15 protein-coding genes, 1 pseudogene and 1 riboswitch are annotated in these 13,648 nt (G+C 70.6%); of the genes and pseudogenes, 13 read left to right on the plus strand and 3 right to left on the minus strand.

Features of this window, described 5'->3' with window-relative positions; genetic code table 11:
- Window positions 1-81 precede the first annotated feature (81 nt).
- Window positions 82-375, minus strand: a complete 294-nt coding sequence (locus tag V1460_RS20485) for a type II toxin-antitoxin system Phd/YefM family antitoxin (protein WP_338675101.1) — start codon at window positions 373-375, stop codon at window positions 82-84.
- Window positions 376-432: 57 nt separating this feature from the next.
- Here V1460_RS20485 and V1460_RS20490 point away from each other — a divergent pair, with 57 nt between their 5' ends.
- The 4 genes from V1460_RS20490 (at window position 433) to V1460_RS20505 (ending at window position 3,020) form a co-directional block, all read left to right on the plus strand.
- On the plus strand, window positions 433-1,068 hold the full coding sequence (locus V1460_RS20490; protein WP_338675102.1) for an ATP-dependent Clp protease proteolytic subunit: 636 nt from the start codon (window positions 433-435) through the stop codon (window positions 1,066-1,068).
- A 7-nt stretch (window positions 1,069-1,075) separates the two neighbouring features.
- Window positions 1,076-1,384 (plus strand): hypothetical protein, encoded by a 309-nt coding sequence (locus V1460_RS20495; protein WP_338675103.1) that lies wholly within the window; start codon window positions 1,076-1,078, stop codon window positions 1,382-1,384.
- A 349-nt stretch (window positions 1,385-1,733) separates the two neighbouring features.
- Window positions 1,734-1,890, plus strand: a riboswitch (cyclic di-AMP (ydaO/yuaA leader).
- A 3-nt stretch (window positions 1,891-1,893) separates the two neighbouring features.
- The gene (locus tag V1460_RS20500; protein WP_338675104.1) at window positions 1,894-2,370 is read left to right on the plus strand and encodes a C40 family peptidase; all 477 of its coding nucleotides are present in this window, start codon (window positions 1,894-1,896) and stop codon (window positions 2,368-2,370) included.
- 74 nt (window positions 2,371-2,444) lie between these two features.
- Complete coding sequence (locus tag V1460_RS20505; RefSeq protein WP_338675105.1) at window positions 2,445-3,020, plus strand: DUF6328 family protein; 576 nt, start codon at window positions 2,445-2,447, stop codon at window positions 3,018-3,020.
- A gap of 5 nt (window positions 3,021-3,025) precedes the next feature.
- Here V1460_RS20505 and V1460_RS20510 read toward each other — a convergent pair whose 3' ends face one another.
- A complete protein-coding gene (locus tag V1460_RS20510; protein ID WP_338678132.1) occupies window positions 3,026-4,171 on the minus strand; it encodes an 8-amino-7-oxononanoate synthase in 1,146 nt (381 codons plus the stop codon).
- 157 nt (window positions 4,172-4,328) lie between these two features.
- Between V1460_RS20510 and bioB the strand changes: the two genes are divergently transcribed.
- The 8 genes and pseudogenes from bioB to V1460_RS20550 all read left to right on the plus strand — a co-directional run bounded on the left by bioB (window position 4,329) and on the right by V1460_RS20550 (window position 12,144).
- Window positions 4,329-5,579, plus strand: coding sequence for a biotin synthase BioB (gene bioB / locus V1460_RS20515; RefSeq protein ID WP_338675106.1), 1,251 nt, complete (start codon window positions 4,329-4,331; stop codon window positions 5,577-5,579).
- The gene (locus V1460_RS20520; protein ID WP_338675107.1) at window positions 5,572-6,861 is read left to right on the plus strand and encodes an adenosylmethionine--8-amino-7-oxononanoate transaminase; all 1,290 of its coding nucleotides are present in this window, start codon (window positions 5,572-5,574) and stop codon (window positions 6,859-6,861) included. Before bioB ends, V1460_RS20520 begins: the two co-directional genes overlap by 8 nt.
- Before the next feature lie 54 nt (window positions 6,862-6,915).
- A complete protein-coding gene (gene bioD / locus V1460_RS20525) occupies window positions 6,916-7,629 on the plus strand; it encodes a dethiobiotin synthase (RefSeq protein ID WP_338675108.1) in 714 nt (237 codons plus the stop codon).
- 24 nt (window positions 7,630-7,653) lie between these two features.
- Window positions 7,654-8,007: a VOC family protein gene (locus V1460_RS20530; protein WP_338678134.1), complete on the plus strand. Its 354-nt coding sequence runs from the start codon at window positions 7,654-7,656 to the stop codon at window positions 8,005-8,007.
- A gap of 52 nt (window positions 8,008-8,059) precedes the next feature.
- Entirely contained in the window at window positions 8,060-8,773 is a 714-nt protein-coding gene (locus V1460_RS20535; RefSeq protein WP_338675109.1) for a class I SAM-dependent methyltransferase, read from the plus strand.
- A gap of 357 nt (window positions 8,774-9,130) precedes the next feature.
- A pseudogene (locus tag V1460_RS20540) lies at window positions 9,131-9,556 on the plus strand (GNAT family N-acetyltransferase); the annotation flags it as partial.
- A 207-nt stretch (window positions 9,557-9,763) separates the two neighbouring features.
- On the plus strand, window positions 9,764-11,125 hold the full coding sequence (locus V1460_RS20545) for a hemolysin family protein (protein WP_338675110.1): 1,362 nt from the start codon (window positions 9,764-9,766) through the stop codon (window positions 11,123-11,125).
- Complete coding sequence (locus V1460_RS20550) at window positions 11,122-12,144, plus strand: hemolysin family protein (protein WP_338675111.1); 1,023 nt, start codon at window positions 11,122-11,124, stop codon at window positions 12,142-12,144. Before V1460_RS20545 ends, V1460_RS20550 begins: the two co-directional genes overlap by 4 nt.
- 98 nt (window positions 12,145-12,242) lie before the next feature.
- Here V1460_RS20550 and V1460_RS20555 read toward each other — a convergent pair whose 3' ends face one another.
- On the minus strand, window positions 12,243-12,503 hold the full coding sequence (locus V1460_RS20555; protein ID WP_338675112.1) for a holin: 261 nt from the start codon (window positions 12,501-12,503) through the stop codon (window positions 12,243-12,245).
- 177 nt (window positions 12,504-12,680) lie between these two features.
- On the opposite strand from V1460_RS20555, the gene V1460_RS20560 reads away from it, so the two are divergent.
- Entirely contained in the window at window positions 12,681-13,493 is an 813-nt protein-coding gene (locus tag V1460_RS20560) for an SGNH/GDSL hydrolase family protein (RefSeq protein ID WP_338675113.1), read from the plus strand.
- Window positions 13,494-13,648 lie beyond the last annotated feature (155 nt).

Here is a 13,648-nt window from a genome sequence, read left to right on the forward strand (position 1 = left end):
ACAGCCAGGGCGTTCGACCGCCCTCCACAACGGCCGCGTGCCCCCGCTGTAGCGGACGGGGGCACGCGGTTCTCTCGCGTCTCAGGAATCGGCACCCGGGTCGCGGTGCTCCGCCGCGATACCGAACCTGCCCCGTTCGCCGGTAGCGGACGGGGCGGGCGGGCGAAGCGTCGAGACCGAGGCGATCGCCGACCCGCCCACGGGCTGCTCCGCGTCCTCAAGCGCCTTGAGTCGTTCCAGGTCAGCGGCGGAGACCAGGGCGACGAGCGGCTTTCCATGCCGGGTGACGACCACCCGCTCGCCTCCGTACACGACGCGGTTGATCAAATCGGCGAGCTCTGCCCGCGCTTGCGTCACCGGAATCTCGTAGGCCATGCTCCCCATCATAGTCGTCTGTACGTCCTGTACATTTTTTACGGATGGAGATGTGCGATGCAGCGTTCACAGGCCCGCTATGTGCTTCCGGAGTTCCACGAGCGGACCACGTCCGGAATCCGCACCCTGGACCCGTACTCGAAACTGCTGGGCGAGCGCATCGTCTTCCTCGGCACGCCGATCGACGAGACCGCGGCCAGCGACGTGGTCGCCCAACTGCTCTACCTCGAATACGCCGCCCCCGAGCAGGACATCCAGCTCTACATCAACTCGCCCGGCGGCCCCATCAGTGCGATGACCTCCATCTACGACACGATGCAGGTGGTGGGCTGCGACGTGGTCACCACCTGCATCGGGCAGGCTTCTTCCACGGCCGCCGTACTCCTCGCCGCGGGCACCCCCGGCAAGCGCATGGCGCTGCCGGGAGCCCGGGTCGTGGTCCAGCAGCCCGCGCTGCCCGAGCCGATGCGGGGGCAGCCGTCCGATCTGGACATCCAGGCCCGGGAATTGCTGCGGATGCACGATCAGATCGCCGCCATGCTCGTACGCCACACCGGGCAGAGCGACGAAAGCGTCCGCGAGACGCTCGACCGCGTCACGGTCTTCGACGCGGCTTCCGCGCAGGACTTCGGCCTGATCGACCATGTCATCAAGAACCGCAAGGCATCGGCGGCTTCGTCCGGGACACGGTGAACGAGCCGTGCTGCCGCCCGAACTGCCGCCGCTGCCGGCGCTGACCCGCGCCGAAGGCCAGGTCATCGACCGCTACCTCGAAGTCGTCGACCAGCTGGGACGCATCAACCCGGCACACGGCACGCACACATACGGGGCGCTGCGCGCCGCGCAGGCACTGGCCGCAAGGGCGGATGCACTCCGGGACGCCCTCGCGCTGATGCACGCGCGCGGGGAGAGCGAACTGCACGCACCCACACTGACGCGCGCCCTGCGGGTGCTTGGCGGGGAACGGCGCACCGCCCGCATCACCCTTCCACCGGAATCCAGGAGTTGAGGTGGCCGAGGAGCCGTCAGCGGCGTGGCGCACGCGTACGAGTGGGTGTCGGCCAACCGGCTCACTCGATTCCGCCGCTCATGCGCCCGGCAAGTTGCGTTCCCCGATGGGCCATCCGATGCAAGGCGGCGTTATGCCGCAGGTACGGCGCCTGCAGCGGTAGCGGCCGGCACGGCCGAATGGGGTCCTCCACCTGATTGGATGAGCGGTGAGGAGCTTCACGAAATGCCGTTTCGACGAGGAGATCCGGCAGTTCGTGCGTCAAGATCGCTGGGACGACAAGCCCCCGCCACCACGGCGGGGCGGTCCGGGCGGACGCCGAGTCCTGCCGCCGCCCCGGATGCCTGAGTCGACATGAGTGCTTTCGGCAGGAGTGGAGGACCCAGGCAGTACGGTCCGGCCGCCATATCCGGGCGGACCTCGGGGTGAAGCCGCGCTCGCGGCCGGGCACCTTCGCCAGCCCGAACCCGACAGGTCATCCTTCACAGGCGGCTGACGAAGGGTTGCGCATGACTGCGCATGCATACAGTCCGTCCCTGTTCGCGCGGACGGGTACCGTCTCCGCTGTCACGCTCGCCGCTGTCGGCGGCTCGCTGCTCGTACCGGGCGGCGCCCCGGAAGCCCATGCGGCCGCCGCGCACGCGGCCAAGGCCCTGAAGGTGGCCGCTTCCAAGAAGGGCGCACCCTACGGGTACGGCGCCACCGGCCCCAGCAGCTTCGACTGCTCGGGCCTTGTTCTTTACTCGTACCGGAAGGCCGGCAGGAGCCTCCCTCGCACCGCACAGGCGCAGTACAACCGGACGCGCCACATCGCGGCGTCAAGCCGTCAGAAGGGTGATCTGGTGTTCTTCCATCACGGCGGGCAGGTCTACCACGTCGGGATCTACGCGGGCGCAGGGAAGATCTGGCACTCCCCCAAGACCGGCTCCGTGGTCAAGCTGACCAAGATCTGGTCGAAGGGTGTGCGGTACGGGCGCGTGGGCTGACCGAGCAGGACGGCTGTCGCCGGCCGCCGCCGGCAACAGGACACAACGTGCATAGTGTGGGTTACTCATACCATATGGACGATGAGGAAGCCCGCATCGCGCGGGACGAGACCGAGACCGAGCGGGCGGACCGCAATTTCGCCGAGCTCCTGCAAGAGCTGAGGGTCATCCAGACCGGCGTGCAGATCCTTTTCGCCTTTCTGCTGACTCTGGCTTTCACGGCCCGGTTCCCCTCACTCGACTCGTTCCAGCGCGGCACCTATGTGACGACGCTGATGCTGGCCGTGGTGGCCGCGGCGCTGTTCACCGCCCCCGCCGCGGTCCACCGCGGGCTGTTCCGCAGGGGTGCCAAAAAGGAGATCGTCTCGGTCTCCTCGCGGCTGGCCGGAATGGGGCTCGCCGTGCTCACCCTGGCGTTGACCTCGGCGGTGCTCCTGGTGGTCGACGTGGTGCACGGTACGCCCGAGGGGGTCACCGCTGCCGCCGCGACCCTGTTCGTCTGCGTCATGCTGTGGGGGGTTCTACCACTCGGCATGGCGCGGAAGTTCGACCGTCGAGGGCAGCAGTCGGACCTCGGCGACCCGATGCCTGACTCCGAGCACCGTGGCACGGACCACGGCGACCGTGGCACGGACCACGGTCGCCGGTGAGGACCTCAGCGGCCCGGCGCGGCGCCCAGGATGACGGCGATCGCCTCGTCCAACTGCCGCTCCGTGAGGTCGGCGCGCGCGGTCAGCCTGAGCCGCGAGATACCGTCCGGCACGGACGGCGGCCGGAAGCAACCGACGGCGAGACCCGCGGCGCGGCAGTCGGCCGCCCAACGCACGGCAGACTCCGCTGACGGCGCCCTTACGGAGACGACCGCGGCGTCGGGGCGGGCGGCCGTGAGCCCTGCGTCGGTGAGGCGTTCATGGAGCGTCGCCGCCACGGCGCGGGCCCGGTCCGCCAGCTCCGGCTCGCGCTCGATCAGACGCAGACTCGCCAGCGCGGCGCCCGCCGCCGCGGGTGCGAGGCCGGTGTCGAAGATGAACGTCCGCGCGGCGTTGACCAGGTGGGCGATGACCCGTGCCGGGCCGAGCACGGCTCCACCCTGGCTGCCCAATGACTTGGAGAGGGTCATGGTGGCGAGCACGTCGACCGCGCCCGCGAGCCCCGCCGCGTGCAGCGCGCCCCGGCCGCCGTCGCCGAGTACCCCGAGGCCGTGCGCGTCATCGACGACCAGCGCGGCGCCGTGCGCGCGGCAGGCCGCGGCGAGCGCGGTGAGCGGCGCCGCGTCTCCGTCCACCGAGAAGACCGAGTCCGTGACGACGAGCGAGCGCCGCCCGGGGTGCGCGTCGAGGGTCTTGCGCACCGCCTCCGGGTCGGCGTGCGGGACGACGGCCGTCTCGGCCCGGGCGAGTCGGCAGCCGTCGACGATGGAGGCGTGGTTCGCCGCGTCCGAGACGATGAGGGACCCGTGTGTGCTGAGCGCGGTGAGCGCGGCGAGGTTGGCCGCGTAGCCGGAGGAGAACACCAGCGCGGCCTCGAACCCGCAGAAACGGGCCAGCTCCGCTTCGAGTTCGGCGTGCAGCGCCGTGGTTCCGGTGACCAGCCGCGATCCGGTGGCTCCCGCGCCCCAACGGTCGGCGGCTTCGCCTGCCGCAGCAGTGACTTCCGGCCTGCGGGTGAGCCCGAGATAGTCGTTGCTCGCAAGGTCGAGCAGGGCATCGTCGACCGGGCGCGGGCGCAGGGTACGGACGAGACCGGCGTCCGCGCGCAGCCGCGCAGCCTCGTCGGTCCAATCGAACGGATCCTTGAGCATGGCCTGAGGCATGGCAGTGCGGTCCTTTTGTAGGCAGCGAACAGACCCTAGCGCCGCGCGGTAAAGGTCAGAGTGTGGCCATACACACACCTCAATCCGTGTGTGTTGTCCGGTTCCTCCTTGGCCGACAGGCGCCCGGTACGCGAGGATCTCCGCCATGGACCTCCTGAACACGCTGGTGGACAAGGGCCTGCGGCGTGAGCTGCCGACCCGTGAAGAAGCCCTCGCCGTACTGGCGACTTCCGACGACGATCTGCTCGATGTGGTGGCCGCGGCCGGCAAGGTGCGCCGCCAGTGGTTCGGACGGCGGGTGAAGCTGAACTATCTGGTGAACCTGAAGTCCGGTCTGTGCCCCGAGGACTGCTCGTACTGCTCGCAGCGCCTCGGTTCCAAGGCCGACATCCTCAAGTACACCTGGCTCAAGCCCGATGAGGCATCGAGGGCCGCAGCGGCGGGCGTCGCGGGTGGCGCGAAGCGGGTGTGCCTGGTGGCGAGCGGCCGGGGACCGACGGACCGCGACGTCGACCGGGTCTCGAAGACGATCGAGACCATCAAGGCGGAGAACGAGGGCGTCGAGGTCTGCGCCTGCCTGGGGCTGCTCTCCGACGGACAGGCGGAGCGACTGCGGGAGGCGGGCGCGGACGCCTACAACCACAACCTCAACACCTCCGAGGGCACCTACGGGGACATCACCACCACGCACACGTACGCCGACCGCGTGGACACCGTCCAGAAGGCGCATGCCGCGGGCCTTTCGGCCTGTTCGGGTCTTATCGCCGGTATGGGTGAGAGCGACGAGGACCTGGTCGACGTGGTGTTCGCGCTGCGCGAGCTGGACCCGGACTCGGTGCCCGTCAACTTCCTGATCCCGTTCGAGGGCACGCCGCTGGCCAGGGAGTGGAACCTCACGCCCCAGCGGGCGCTGCGGATCCTCGCCATGGTGCGTTTCGTCTGCCCGGATGTGGAGGTACGGCTCGCCGGTGGCCGGGAGGTGCAGCTGCGTTCGCTCCAGCCGCTGGCGCTGCACCTCGCCAACTCGATTTTCCTGGGCGACTATCTGACCAGCGAGGGACAGGCCGGCCAGGCGGACCTCGACATGATCGCGGACGCGGGCTTCGAGGTGGAGGGCGCGGACACGACCACGCTGCCCGAGCACCGGGCTGACGCGATGGCCGCGGCTGCCGCCGGCGGCTGTGGCTCGTCGCACGGCGGCGGTGGCGGCGCCTGCGGCTCCGCCCACGGTGACGGCGGCTGCGGCTCGTCACACGGTGACAGCGACGGTGGCTGCGGACCTTGCGGCGGCGCGTCCACACCGGCGGCGGCTGCTCCCGACACCGCCGGGGCGCGCCCGGACCTGGTCTCGGTGCGGCGCCGTGGTGCCGGTACGGACCTCGCGCCGAATGCGTAGCGACGAGGTAAGAAGCCTGGTCGAGCTCGACCGGGCGCATGTCTGGCATCCGTACGGCCCGATGCCGGGCCGTACGGATCCGCTCGTCGTCGAGTCGGCGTCCGGGGTACGGCTGCGGCTCGCCGGACCGGCCGAGGGCAGGCGGGAGCTGGTCGACGGCATGTCGTCCTGGTGGTCGGCCATCCACGGCTACCAGCACCCCGTCCTCGACGAGGCGGTGCGCGACCAGCTCGCACGGATGAGCCATGTGATGTTCGGCGGGCTCACCCATGAGCCCGCCGTCCGGCTCGCCACCCGGCTGGTCGAGATCACCCCGGAACCGCTGCGGCATGTCTTCCTGTGCGACTCCGGTTCGGTCGCGGTCGAGGTCGGGGTGAAGATGTGCCTGCAGTACTGGCGTTCGGTGGGACGGCCCGAGAAGCATCGGATGCTGACCTGGCGCGGCGGGTACCACGGAGACACCTGGCAACCGATGGCGGTGTGCGACCCGGACGGCGGAATGCACCAGCTGTGGTCGGGGGTGTTGCCGCGTCAGATCTTCGCGGACGCCCCGCCGTCAGGCTTCGAAGAGGTGTACGCGGACCGGCTGCGTGAGCTCATCGCCCGCCACGCCCATGAGTTGGCGGCGGTGATCGTGGAGCCCGTGGTCCAGGGCGCGGGCGGGATGCGCTTCCACTCCCCCGAGTATCTGCGGGTGCTGCGGGAGGCCTGCGACGCCAACGACGTGCTGCTCGTGTTCGACGAGATCGCCACGGGCTTCGGGCGTACGGGCGCGCTCTTCGCGGCGGAGCACGCTGCGGTGTCCCCCGATGTCATGTGCCTGGGCAAGGCGCTCACCGGAGGGTACCTCTCGATGGCGGCGACACTGTGCACCCCACGAGTGGCCGACGGCATCTCACAGGGCGAGATCCCTGTGCTGGCTCACGGTCCGACGTTCATGGGCAACCCGCTCGCGTCGGCCGTTGCCTGCGCGTCGATCGACCTGCTGCTCGGCCAGGACTGGGCCCGCGAGGTCAAGCGGATCGAGGCGGGACTTCACGCGGGGCTCGCCGAGGCCGGCACGCTCCCCGGAGTCCGGGACGTCCGGGTGCTCGGGGCCATCGGGGTCGTTCAGCTCGACCATCCGGTGGACATGGAGGCCGCGACCCGGGCGGCGGTCCGCGAGGGCGTCTGGATCCGCCCCTTCCGCGATCTGCTGTACACGATGCCGCCGTTCGTCACGAGCGACGAGGATCTGGCCCTGATCGGCCGGGCGGTGCGCGCGGCGGCGACCGCGGGCTGAACCGGTGAGGCCGGGTGACCGCGGAAGAACGAAGGCGAGGAAACGAGGAACGGCATGGGTGTCATCGTCGTCAGCGGAACCGGGACCGAGATCGGCAAGACCGTGGTCACCGCGGCCTTGGCCGCCTTGGCCGCGGCCAAGGGCCTGAAGGTCGCCGTACTCAAGCCCGCGCAGACCGGGCTGGAACCCGGCGAGCCCGGGGACGCCCATGAGGCGGCGCGGCTCGCGGGCCCCGGAGTGACGGCGGTCGAGCTCTCACGGTTCCCGGAGCCGTTGGCCCCGAACACCGCAGCGCGCCGTGCGGGCCTCGCGACCGTCGGGCCGCAGGAGGTCGCGGAGGCCGCCGACAAGCTCGCCACCGAGCACGACCTCGTACTGGTCGAGGGCGCAGGCGGTCTACTCGTACGCCTTGACGACACGGGCGGGACGCTCGCCGACGCCGCCGGCCTGCTGAAGGCGCCGGTGCTGGTCGTCACGACCGCCGGACTCGGCACGCTGAACGCGACTCAGCTCACCGCCGAGGCGCTGCGCGCGCGCTCGTTGGAGCCGCTGGGAGTCGTGATCGGCAGTTGGCCGGCCGAACCGGGCCTCGCCGCGCGATGCAACCTCGTCGACCTCCCTGCGACCTCGGGCGCCGCGCTGATCGGCGCGGTGCCCGATGGCGCGGGCGGGTTGGCGCCCGACGCGTTCCGGCGCGGCGCACCGTCCTGGCTCGCCCCCGTACTCGGTGGGATGTGGGACGCGGACGACTTCACGGCGGCGCAGTAGGCTGACGTGGTGGATGCCGAGTCGGTGCGCGCGAGGGTCAACGAGGTCGTCTTCGACTGCGCCGAGCCCGCGGCCCTGGTCCGGTTCTGGGCGGGGCTGCTCGGCGGCGATCCGGTGGAGCGGGATCCGGACTGGGCCTATGTCGAGCCTCCAGGGTTCGCACGCGTGGCGTTCCAGCGTGTGCCGGAGGGCAAGCAGGTCAAGAACCGGCTGCATCTGGACCTGGAAGCGGGCGACATCACGGCCGCGTCCGCCGCTGCCGTGCGGCTCGGTGCCTCGCTTGTCGGCGGCGTCGTCAGCGATGAGCAGGGCGCTTTCCAGGTGATGCGCGACCCGGAAGGCAACGAATTCTGCTTTTGCGCGTGCGAGATCGGCTGATCCGGGCGGTCCGGGGGGAGAATCACCGTACCGGTCGTCCAAGGAGGCCACGATGACGTCGCGCGCGCCGAAAGTGCCCAGGGATACCGTCCACCACCCGCTGTTCGCCCGTTTCTACGCCAGGATGAGCGTCGCGGCCGACACCAGAGCCGGGGTCGCGCAATACCGCGACGAGCTGCTGTCGGGCCTGTCCGGCAGGATCATCGAGATCGGCGCCGGCAATGGGCTGAACTTCGCGCACTACCCGGCCGCGGTTTCCGAGGTGGTGGCGATCGAACCGGAACGTGTGCTGCGGCGGTTGGCGATGACCGCTGCGCGAAACGCCGATGTGCCGGTCGATGTGGTGCCTGGCGCGGCCGAGGCTCTGCCGGTGAAGAGCGAGGCGTTCGACGGGGCCGTGGTGTCCCTGGTGCTGTGCTCGGTACGGGATGCCGCCCGGGCGCTCAGCGAGGTCCGGCGGGTGCTGCGGCCGGGCGGTGAGCTGCGCTTCCTCGAACACGGCCGAGCTCCCGGGCGGTTCACGGCAGCCACGCAGCGGGCAGTCGACCGCACGGTGTGGCCTTTGCTGTTCGGCGGCTGTCACACTGCCCGGGAGCCGGTTGCCGCCATGAAGCAGGCCGGTTTCGAGATCGGCGCCTACCGGTCGCTGTACATCCCCGAGAAGGGGCCGAGGCTCCCCTCCTCGTTCACCGTGCTCGGCGTGGCGCGCCGTCCGTTCGCACCCGACGGCCCGGCCGGGGCGGGTGATGCGGACGGGGCGGGGTGATCCGGCTCCTGAGCCTCCTGCGCGGGCCGCCTTGAATCGCCGACGTCGCACACGCCGAGCTGCCGGGTCCTGTCCGGTCGATGGGCCACTCACCCTTCTCGCCGGGCTCCTGTCCAGCTGATCGGCGAAGACCCGCAGCGCATCGGCCGGTTCCTGCTTCGTGGGCAGTCGGTCCGTTTCGCGTTCGGCTCATCGACGCGCCGGGACAGCTCCGCGAGGTCTGCGAGGGATGCCGGGTTCGGGCGACGGCTGCGGGTCCGGGGGCGGCGCGGTGACGCGAGCGCCGATACGGCCCGCGGGAGCGATTCGGTCCACATCCCGGAATCTCATCGACCGGTCACAGGCGCCGGTGATGGGATTGCGGCCATGAATGGTCTTCGTATGCGCTCCGCGACTCCCTCCGGCCTCGACGCCGTGCTCGCGTTCTGGAGCTCTGTCGCCGAAGGCACCAGCATCAGCGACGACCTGGACGGAGTCGAGCGGCTCATCGCCCGGGACGCCGACGCACTGATCCTGGCGGAGCGCGGGGAAGATCTGGTGGGCACGGTGATCGCCGGGTTCGACGGGTGGCGTTGCCATCTGTACCGGCTTGCGGTGCTGCCGGAGCAGCGGCGCCGCGGTGTCGCCCGCGCGCTGCTCACGGCGGCGGAGGAGCGCTTCGCAGCACTCGATGGGAGGCGCGCGGACGCCATGGTGCTGCATGCCGACGAGAATGCGCACACCGCGTGGCGTGCGGCCGGCTATGCCCCTCAGGCGCAGTGGGGGCGCTGGGTGAAGCCGCTCCCACAGGAACGAATCGCACCCGGATGGGCGCCGACAAGGGGCGGCATCACCTTCTGCTTTGCCGATCCTTTACTATGGCCGCAACTATTCGCCTTCGAACGAAAGGTGTGAGCGTCCGCCCATGGGCGAGCCTCCCAGTAGCAATCACCACCTCGGATACCGAGCGTTCCTCCTCCCACCGACCGATCATGGGACGGAGGTGAACCGATGACCGAAGTGCTCCTGCTCCTCGTGGCGGTGCTGCTCTGCCTCGCCTGTGGAGCGTTCGTCGCGGCGGAGTTCTCACTCACGACGGTCGAGCGCCCCGACCTGGAGCGCGCCGTGGAACGGGGCGAGCGCGGCGCGGCCAGTGCCCTGAAGGCGGTACGCGGACTCACCTTCCAGCTCTCCGGGGCCCAGCTCGGTATCACGGTGACCAATCTGGTCGTGGGCATGCTCTCGGAGCCCTCCATCGCCAAGCTGATCACGGGTCCGCTGGAGGCGATCGGCGTCTCCGCTTCCATCGCCTCGTCCCTGGCCCTGGTCATCGGTACGGCACTGTCCACGATCGTGCTGATGGTCGTCGGCGAGCTGGTCCCCAAGAACTGGGCGATCTCGTCACCGCTCGCGGTCGCCAAGGTCGTCGCCACGCCGCAGCGGGCGTTCTCCGCCGCGTTCCGCCCGCTGATCGGCCATCTGAACAACATGGCGAACCGCATGGTGCGCCGTTTCGGGTTCGAGCCGACGGAGGAGCTCGCCTCGGCGCGCACCCCCGAGGAGCTGGTCGCCCTGGCCCGACACTCCGCCAAGGAGGGCGCGCTGGAGCCGGACACCGCCGAGCTCTTCGTCCGCACACTCAACCTCGCGGGTCTCACGGCGGAGAACGTGATGACCCCGCGCGTCCAGGTCACCGCCCTGGAGTCGCGGGCGACCGCGGAGGACGTCGCCAATGCCACCCGGGCGACCGGACTGTCGCGTTTCCCCGTGTACCGGGAAAACCTGGACACGGTCATCGGGATCGCCCACATCAAGGACGTGCTCGCCGTTCCGGCGGCGCAGCGGACCCGGCATCCGGTGGTGGAGTTGCTGCGGGATCCGGTGCTGGTGCCCGAGACGCTGACCGTGGACCGGCTGCTGGACCGGCTGTCCACCAAGCGGACGATGGCCGTGGTGATCGACGAGTACGGAGGGACCGCCGGGGTGGTCACCCTGGAGGACATCGTGGAAGAGGTCGTCGGCGAGGTGCGCGACGAGCATGATCCGCACGAGACCCCGGACCTGGCCCGGGCGGGCGAGGACGCGGACGGGCGGGCTCTGTGGTCCGCCGACGGCGCCGCCCGCACCGACCAGCTCCAGGCGATCGGGCTGCGGGTGCCCGACGGCCCGTACGAGACGCTGGCAGGTCTGATCGCCAGCACGCTCGGCCGGATACCCGCCGTCGGCGACACCACCGAGCTCGCGGGCTGGCGGCTCGATGTCGTGGACGCCTCCGGACGGCGGGCGGCGCGGGTGCTGCTGCACGCGCCGCTGCCCTCGGCGAGCGCCGACCCGTCGGCGGACGACGACGCGGGCGGGAGGTGCGCGCGATGATCGCGATCCAGCTCTTCATCGCCTTTCTGACGCTGGTCGTCAACGCCTTCTTCGTCGGCGCCGAGTTCGCCCTGGTCTCGGTGCGCCGGAGCCAGATCGAGCCGAAGGCCGAGGAGGGAGATCGCAGGGCGCGCAGCGTCATCTGGGGTCTGGAGCACGTCTCGGCGCTGCTGGCCGCGGCACAGCTCGGGATCACCCTGTGCACGCTGGTGCTGGGCGTGGTGGCCGAGCCGGCGATCGCGCATCTGCTGGAGCCGGTCTTCGACGCCGTCGGGGTGCCCAACGGGCTGGTACACGCGATCTCGTTCGTGATCGCGCTGGCGGTTGCGACGTATCTGCACATGCTGCTGGGCGAGATGGTTCCGAAGAACATCGCGCTCGCCGAGCCGACCCGTACGGCGCTGGTGCTCGGCCCTCCGCTGGTGGCGCTGGCGCGGGCGATGCGCCCGGTGATCTTCTCGATCAACGCCTTCGCCAACGCCCTGCTCAAGCTGCTGCGGGTCGAGGTCAAGGACGAGGTGTCCGCGACGTTCTCGGACGACGAGCTGGCCCGGATGGTGCGCGACTCGGGTGACGCGGGGCTCTTGGACGACCGCGCCGCCGAGCGGTTGCACGACGCACTGGAGCTGGGGCGCCGACCGGTTCGTGAGGTCGTGGTGCCGGTCGAGCACGTGGTCTACGCCCAGGTCGGCACCACTCCGGAGCAACTGGAGCGACTGTCCGCGGAGTCGGGCTTCTCCCGCTTCCCGGTCCTGGACGGCACGCGCCGGATCCTCGGATACCTGCATGTGAAGGATGCCCTGGACGAGGTTCCGCGCGATATGCCGTTCCCGGTCACGGCGCTGCGCCCGATCGCCCGGGTACGGGCCGAGACCCCGCTCGACGACGTACTGACCGCGATGCGCCGCAGCCGGACGCATCTCGCCGCGGTCCTCGACGAAGACGGCGAACCGGCCGGGCTGGTCACGATGGAGGACGTCCTGCGCGAGCTGGTCGGTACACCAGGGCAGAGCGTCTAGAAGATCAGTACGAGGATGATCCTCCGCCTTGCGATCGCACGCACCAGACGCCGCAGGCCCCGCCCTGCGGGCGGACGGAGCTACTTTCGCAACACACCCTAGGACTTGGTCCGGGCCGAGGGGGCGCGGTCCGTGGTCTCGGTGATACCGGGGCCGCGCCCACCCACTCCTGAGGCGCCTATGGCCGTGAGTACGGAGAGCAGCGTGGCGAGGCCCGCCGTCGCGAGGGCGGCGGGCCAGTCGACGTCGAACAGGCTTGTCGCCTTGGCTACGAGCACCGCGGCGAGCGACTGGGCGAAGGTGCGGATGGCGCGTTCGGCCGTGGCGGTCCAGAAAGCGGCGCTCAGTAGATTCGACATGTACGCGACATTACCGAACTGTGAGCGACCGACCGAGACCCAGCGCGCGGGTTCACGCCCCCGACCCCTCGCAGCGGGCGGAACGCCCTCCACCACGGCAGCACCCCCGTACCGACGGCAGACGTCGGGTGACACACGGAACCCACGCGACATACCGCACGGTATGATCCCCTCGCCATGGAGATACCTGCCAAGTACGCCAGCTTCGTCGCGATCGGCGACTCCTTCACCGAGGGCATGTCCGACCTCCGCCCCGACGGCTCGTACCGGGGCTGGGCCGATCTCCTGGCGGCACGCCTCGCGGCCCGCACTCCCGGTTTCCGATACGCGAACCTCGCAGTCCGCGGCAAGCTCATCGGGCAGATCGTCGACGAGCAGGTGGACCGTGCGGCGACGATGAACGCGGATGTGGTGACCCTGGTCGGCGGGCTCAACGACGCCCTGCGCCCCAAGTGCGACATGGGCAGGGTGCGGGGACTGCTCGACGAGGCGGTGGAACGACTGGCCCCGTCGTGCGGCCGGCTGGTGCTCATGCGCAGTCCGGGCCGCAACGGGCCGGTCATGGAGCGCTTCCGCCCGCGCATGGAGGAGCTGTACACCCATATCGACGCAATCGCCGCTCGGCACGGCGCGCTCGTGGTGGACCTGTACGGAGCCCCGGTGCTCGGGGACCAGCGCCTGTGGGACGTGGACCGGCTGCACCTGACCGCCGAGGGTCACCGCCGGGTCGCCGAGGCCGTGTGGCAGACCCTGGGGCTCGCGCCTGAGGAGGACTGGCGGGAGCCGCTGCCCCCGGCCGTACCCGCCGGCTGGGCCGCCCGGCGGACGGCGGATCTGCGTTTCTCGCGGGAGTACCTGCTGCCCTGGATCGGGCGTCGGCTCACCGGGCGCTCCTCGGGCGACGGAAGGCCTGCCAAACGGCCCGAGCTGCTCCCCTACCCCGTCCCGTTCACGGGCGAGCCGGACGGGGAGACCGCAGCGCTCTCATAGCCGACCTGCTGACCTCGGCAGCCTCCACGCAGCGCTCAATCACCGACTCGTGGACGACGCTGCGAGCGGCGATCAAGCAGGCCGGTCCCGCCACGGACTCCGCGCTCGACGTGATCCAACGGATCATCACCGCGATGGTCCGCGATGGTGCGCGA

The sequence above is a fragment of the Streptomyces sp. SCSIO 30461 genome (assembly GCF_037023745.1).
In the GTDB taxonomy this organism is placed as follows: domain Bacteria; phylum Actinomycetota; class Actinomycetes; order Streptomycetales; family Streptomycetaceae; genus Streptomyces.

What these genes read in the sequence shown, in the direction of transcription:
- V1460_RS20520 (WP_338675107.1), top strand. Translation starts at nt 5,572, where the DNA reads ATGCGTAGCGACGAGGTAAGAAGCCTGGTCGAGCTCGACCGGGCGCAT.
- V1460_RS20535 (WP_338675109.1), top strand. Translation starts at nt 8,060, where the DNA reads ATGACGTCGCGCGCGCCGAAAGTGCCCAGGGATACCGTCCACCACCCG.
- V1460_RS20490 (WP_338675102.1), top strand. Translation starts at nt 433, where the DNA reads ATGCAGCGTTCACAGGCCCGCTATGTGCTTCCGGAGTTCCACGAGCGG.
- V1460_RS20555 (WP_338675112.1), bottom strand. Translation starts at nt 12,503, where the DNA reads ATGTCGAATCTACTGAGCGCCGCTTTCTGGACCGCCACGGCCGAACGC.
- V1460_RS20550 (WP_338675111.1), top strand. Translation starts at nt 11,122, where the DNA reads ATGATCGCGATCCAGCTCTTCATCGCCTTTCTGACGCTGGTCGTCAAC.
- bioB (WP_338675106.1), top strand. Translation starts at nt 4,329, where the DNA reads ATGGACCTCCTGAACACGCTGGTGGACAAGGGCCTGCGGCGTGAGCTG.
- V1460_RS20500 (WP_338675104.1), top strand. Translation starts at nt 1,894, where the DNA reads ATGACTGCGCATGCATACAGTCCGTCCCTGTTCGCGCGGACGGGTACC.
- V1460_RS20510 (WP_338678132.1), bottom strand. Translation starts at nt 4,171, where the DNA reads ATGCTCAAGGATCCGTTCGATTGGACCGACGAGGCTGCGCGGCTGCGC.
- V1460_RS20485 (WP_338675101.1), bottom strand. Translation starts at nt 375, where the DNA reads ATGGCCTACGAGATTCCGGTGACGCAAGCGCGGGCAGAGCTCGCCGAT.
- V1460_RS20505 (WP_338675105.1), top strand. Translation starts at nt 2,445, where the DNA reads ATGGACGATGAGGAAGCCCGCATCGCGCGGGACGAGACCGAGACCGAG.
- V1460_RS20545 (WP_338675110.1), top strand. Translation starts at nt 9,764, where the DNA reads ATGACCGAAGTGCTCCTGCTCCTCGTGGCGGTGCTGCTCTGCCTCGCC.
- bioD (WP_338675108.1), top strand. Translation starts at nt 6,916, where the DNA reads ATGGGTGTCATCGTCGTCAGCGGAACCGGGACCGAGATCGGCAAGACC.
- V1460_RS20560 (WP_338675113.1), top strand. Translation starts at nt 12,681, where the DNA reads ATGGAGATACCTGCCAAGTACGCCAGCTTCGTCGCGATCGGCGACTCC.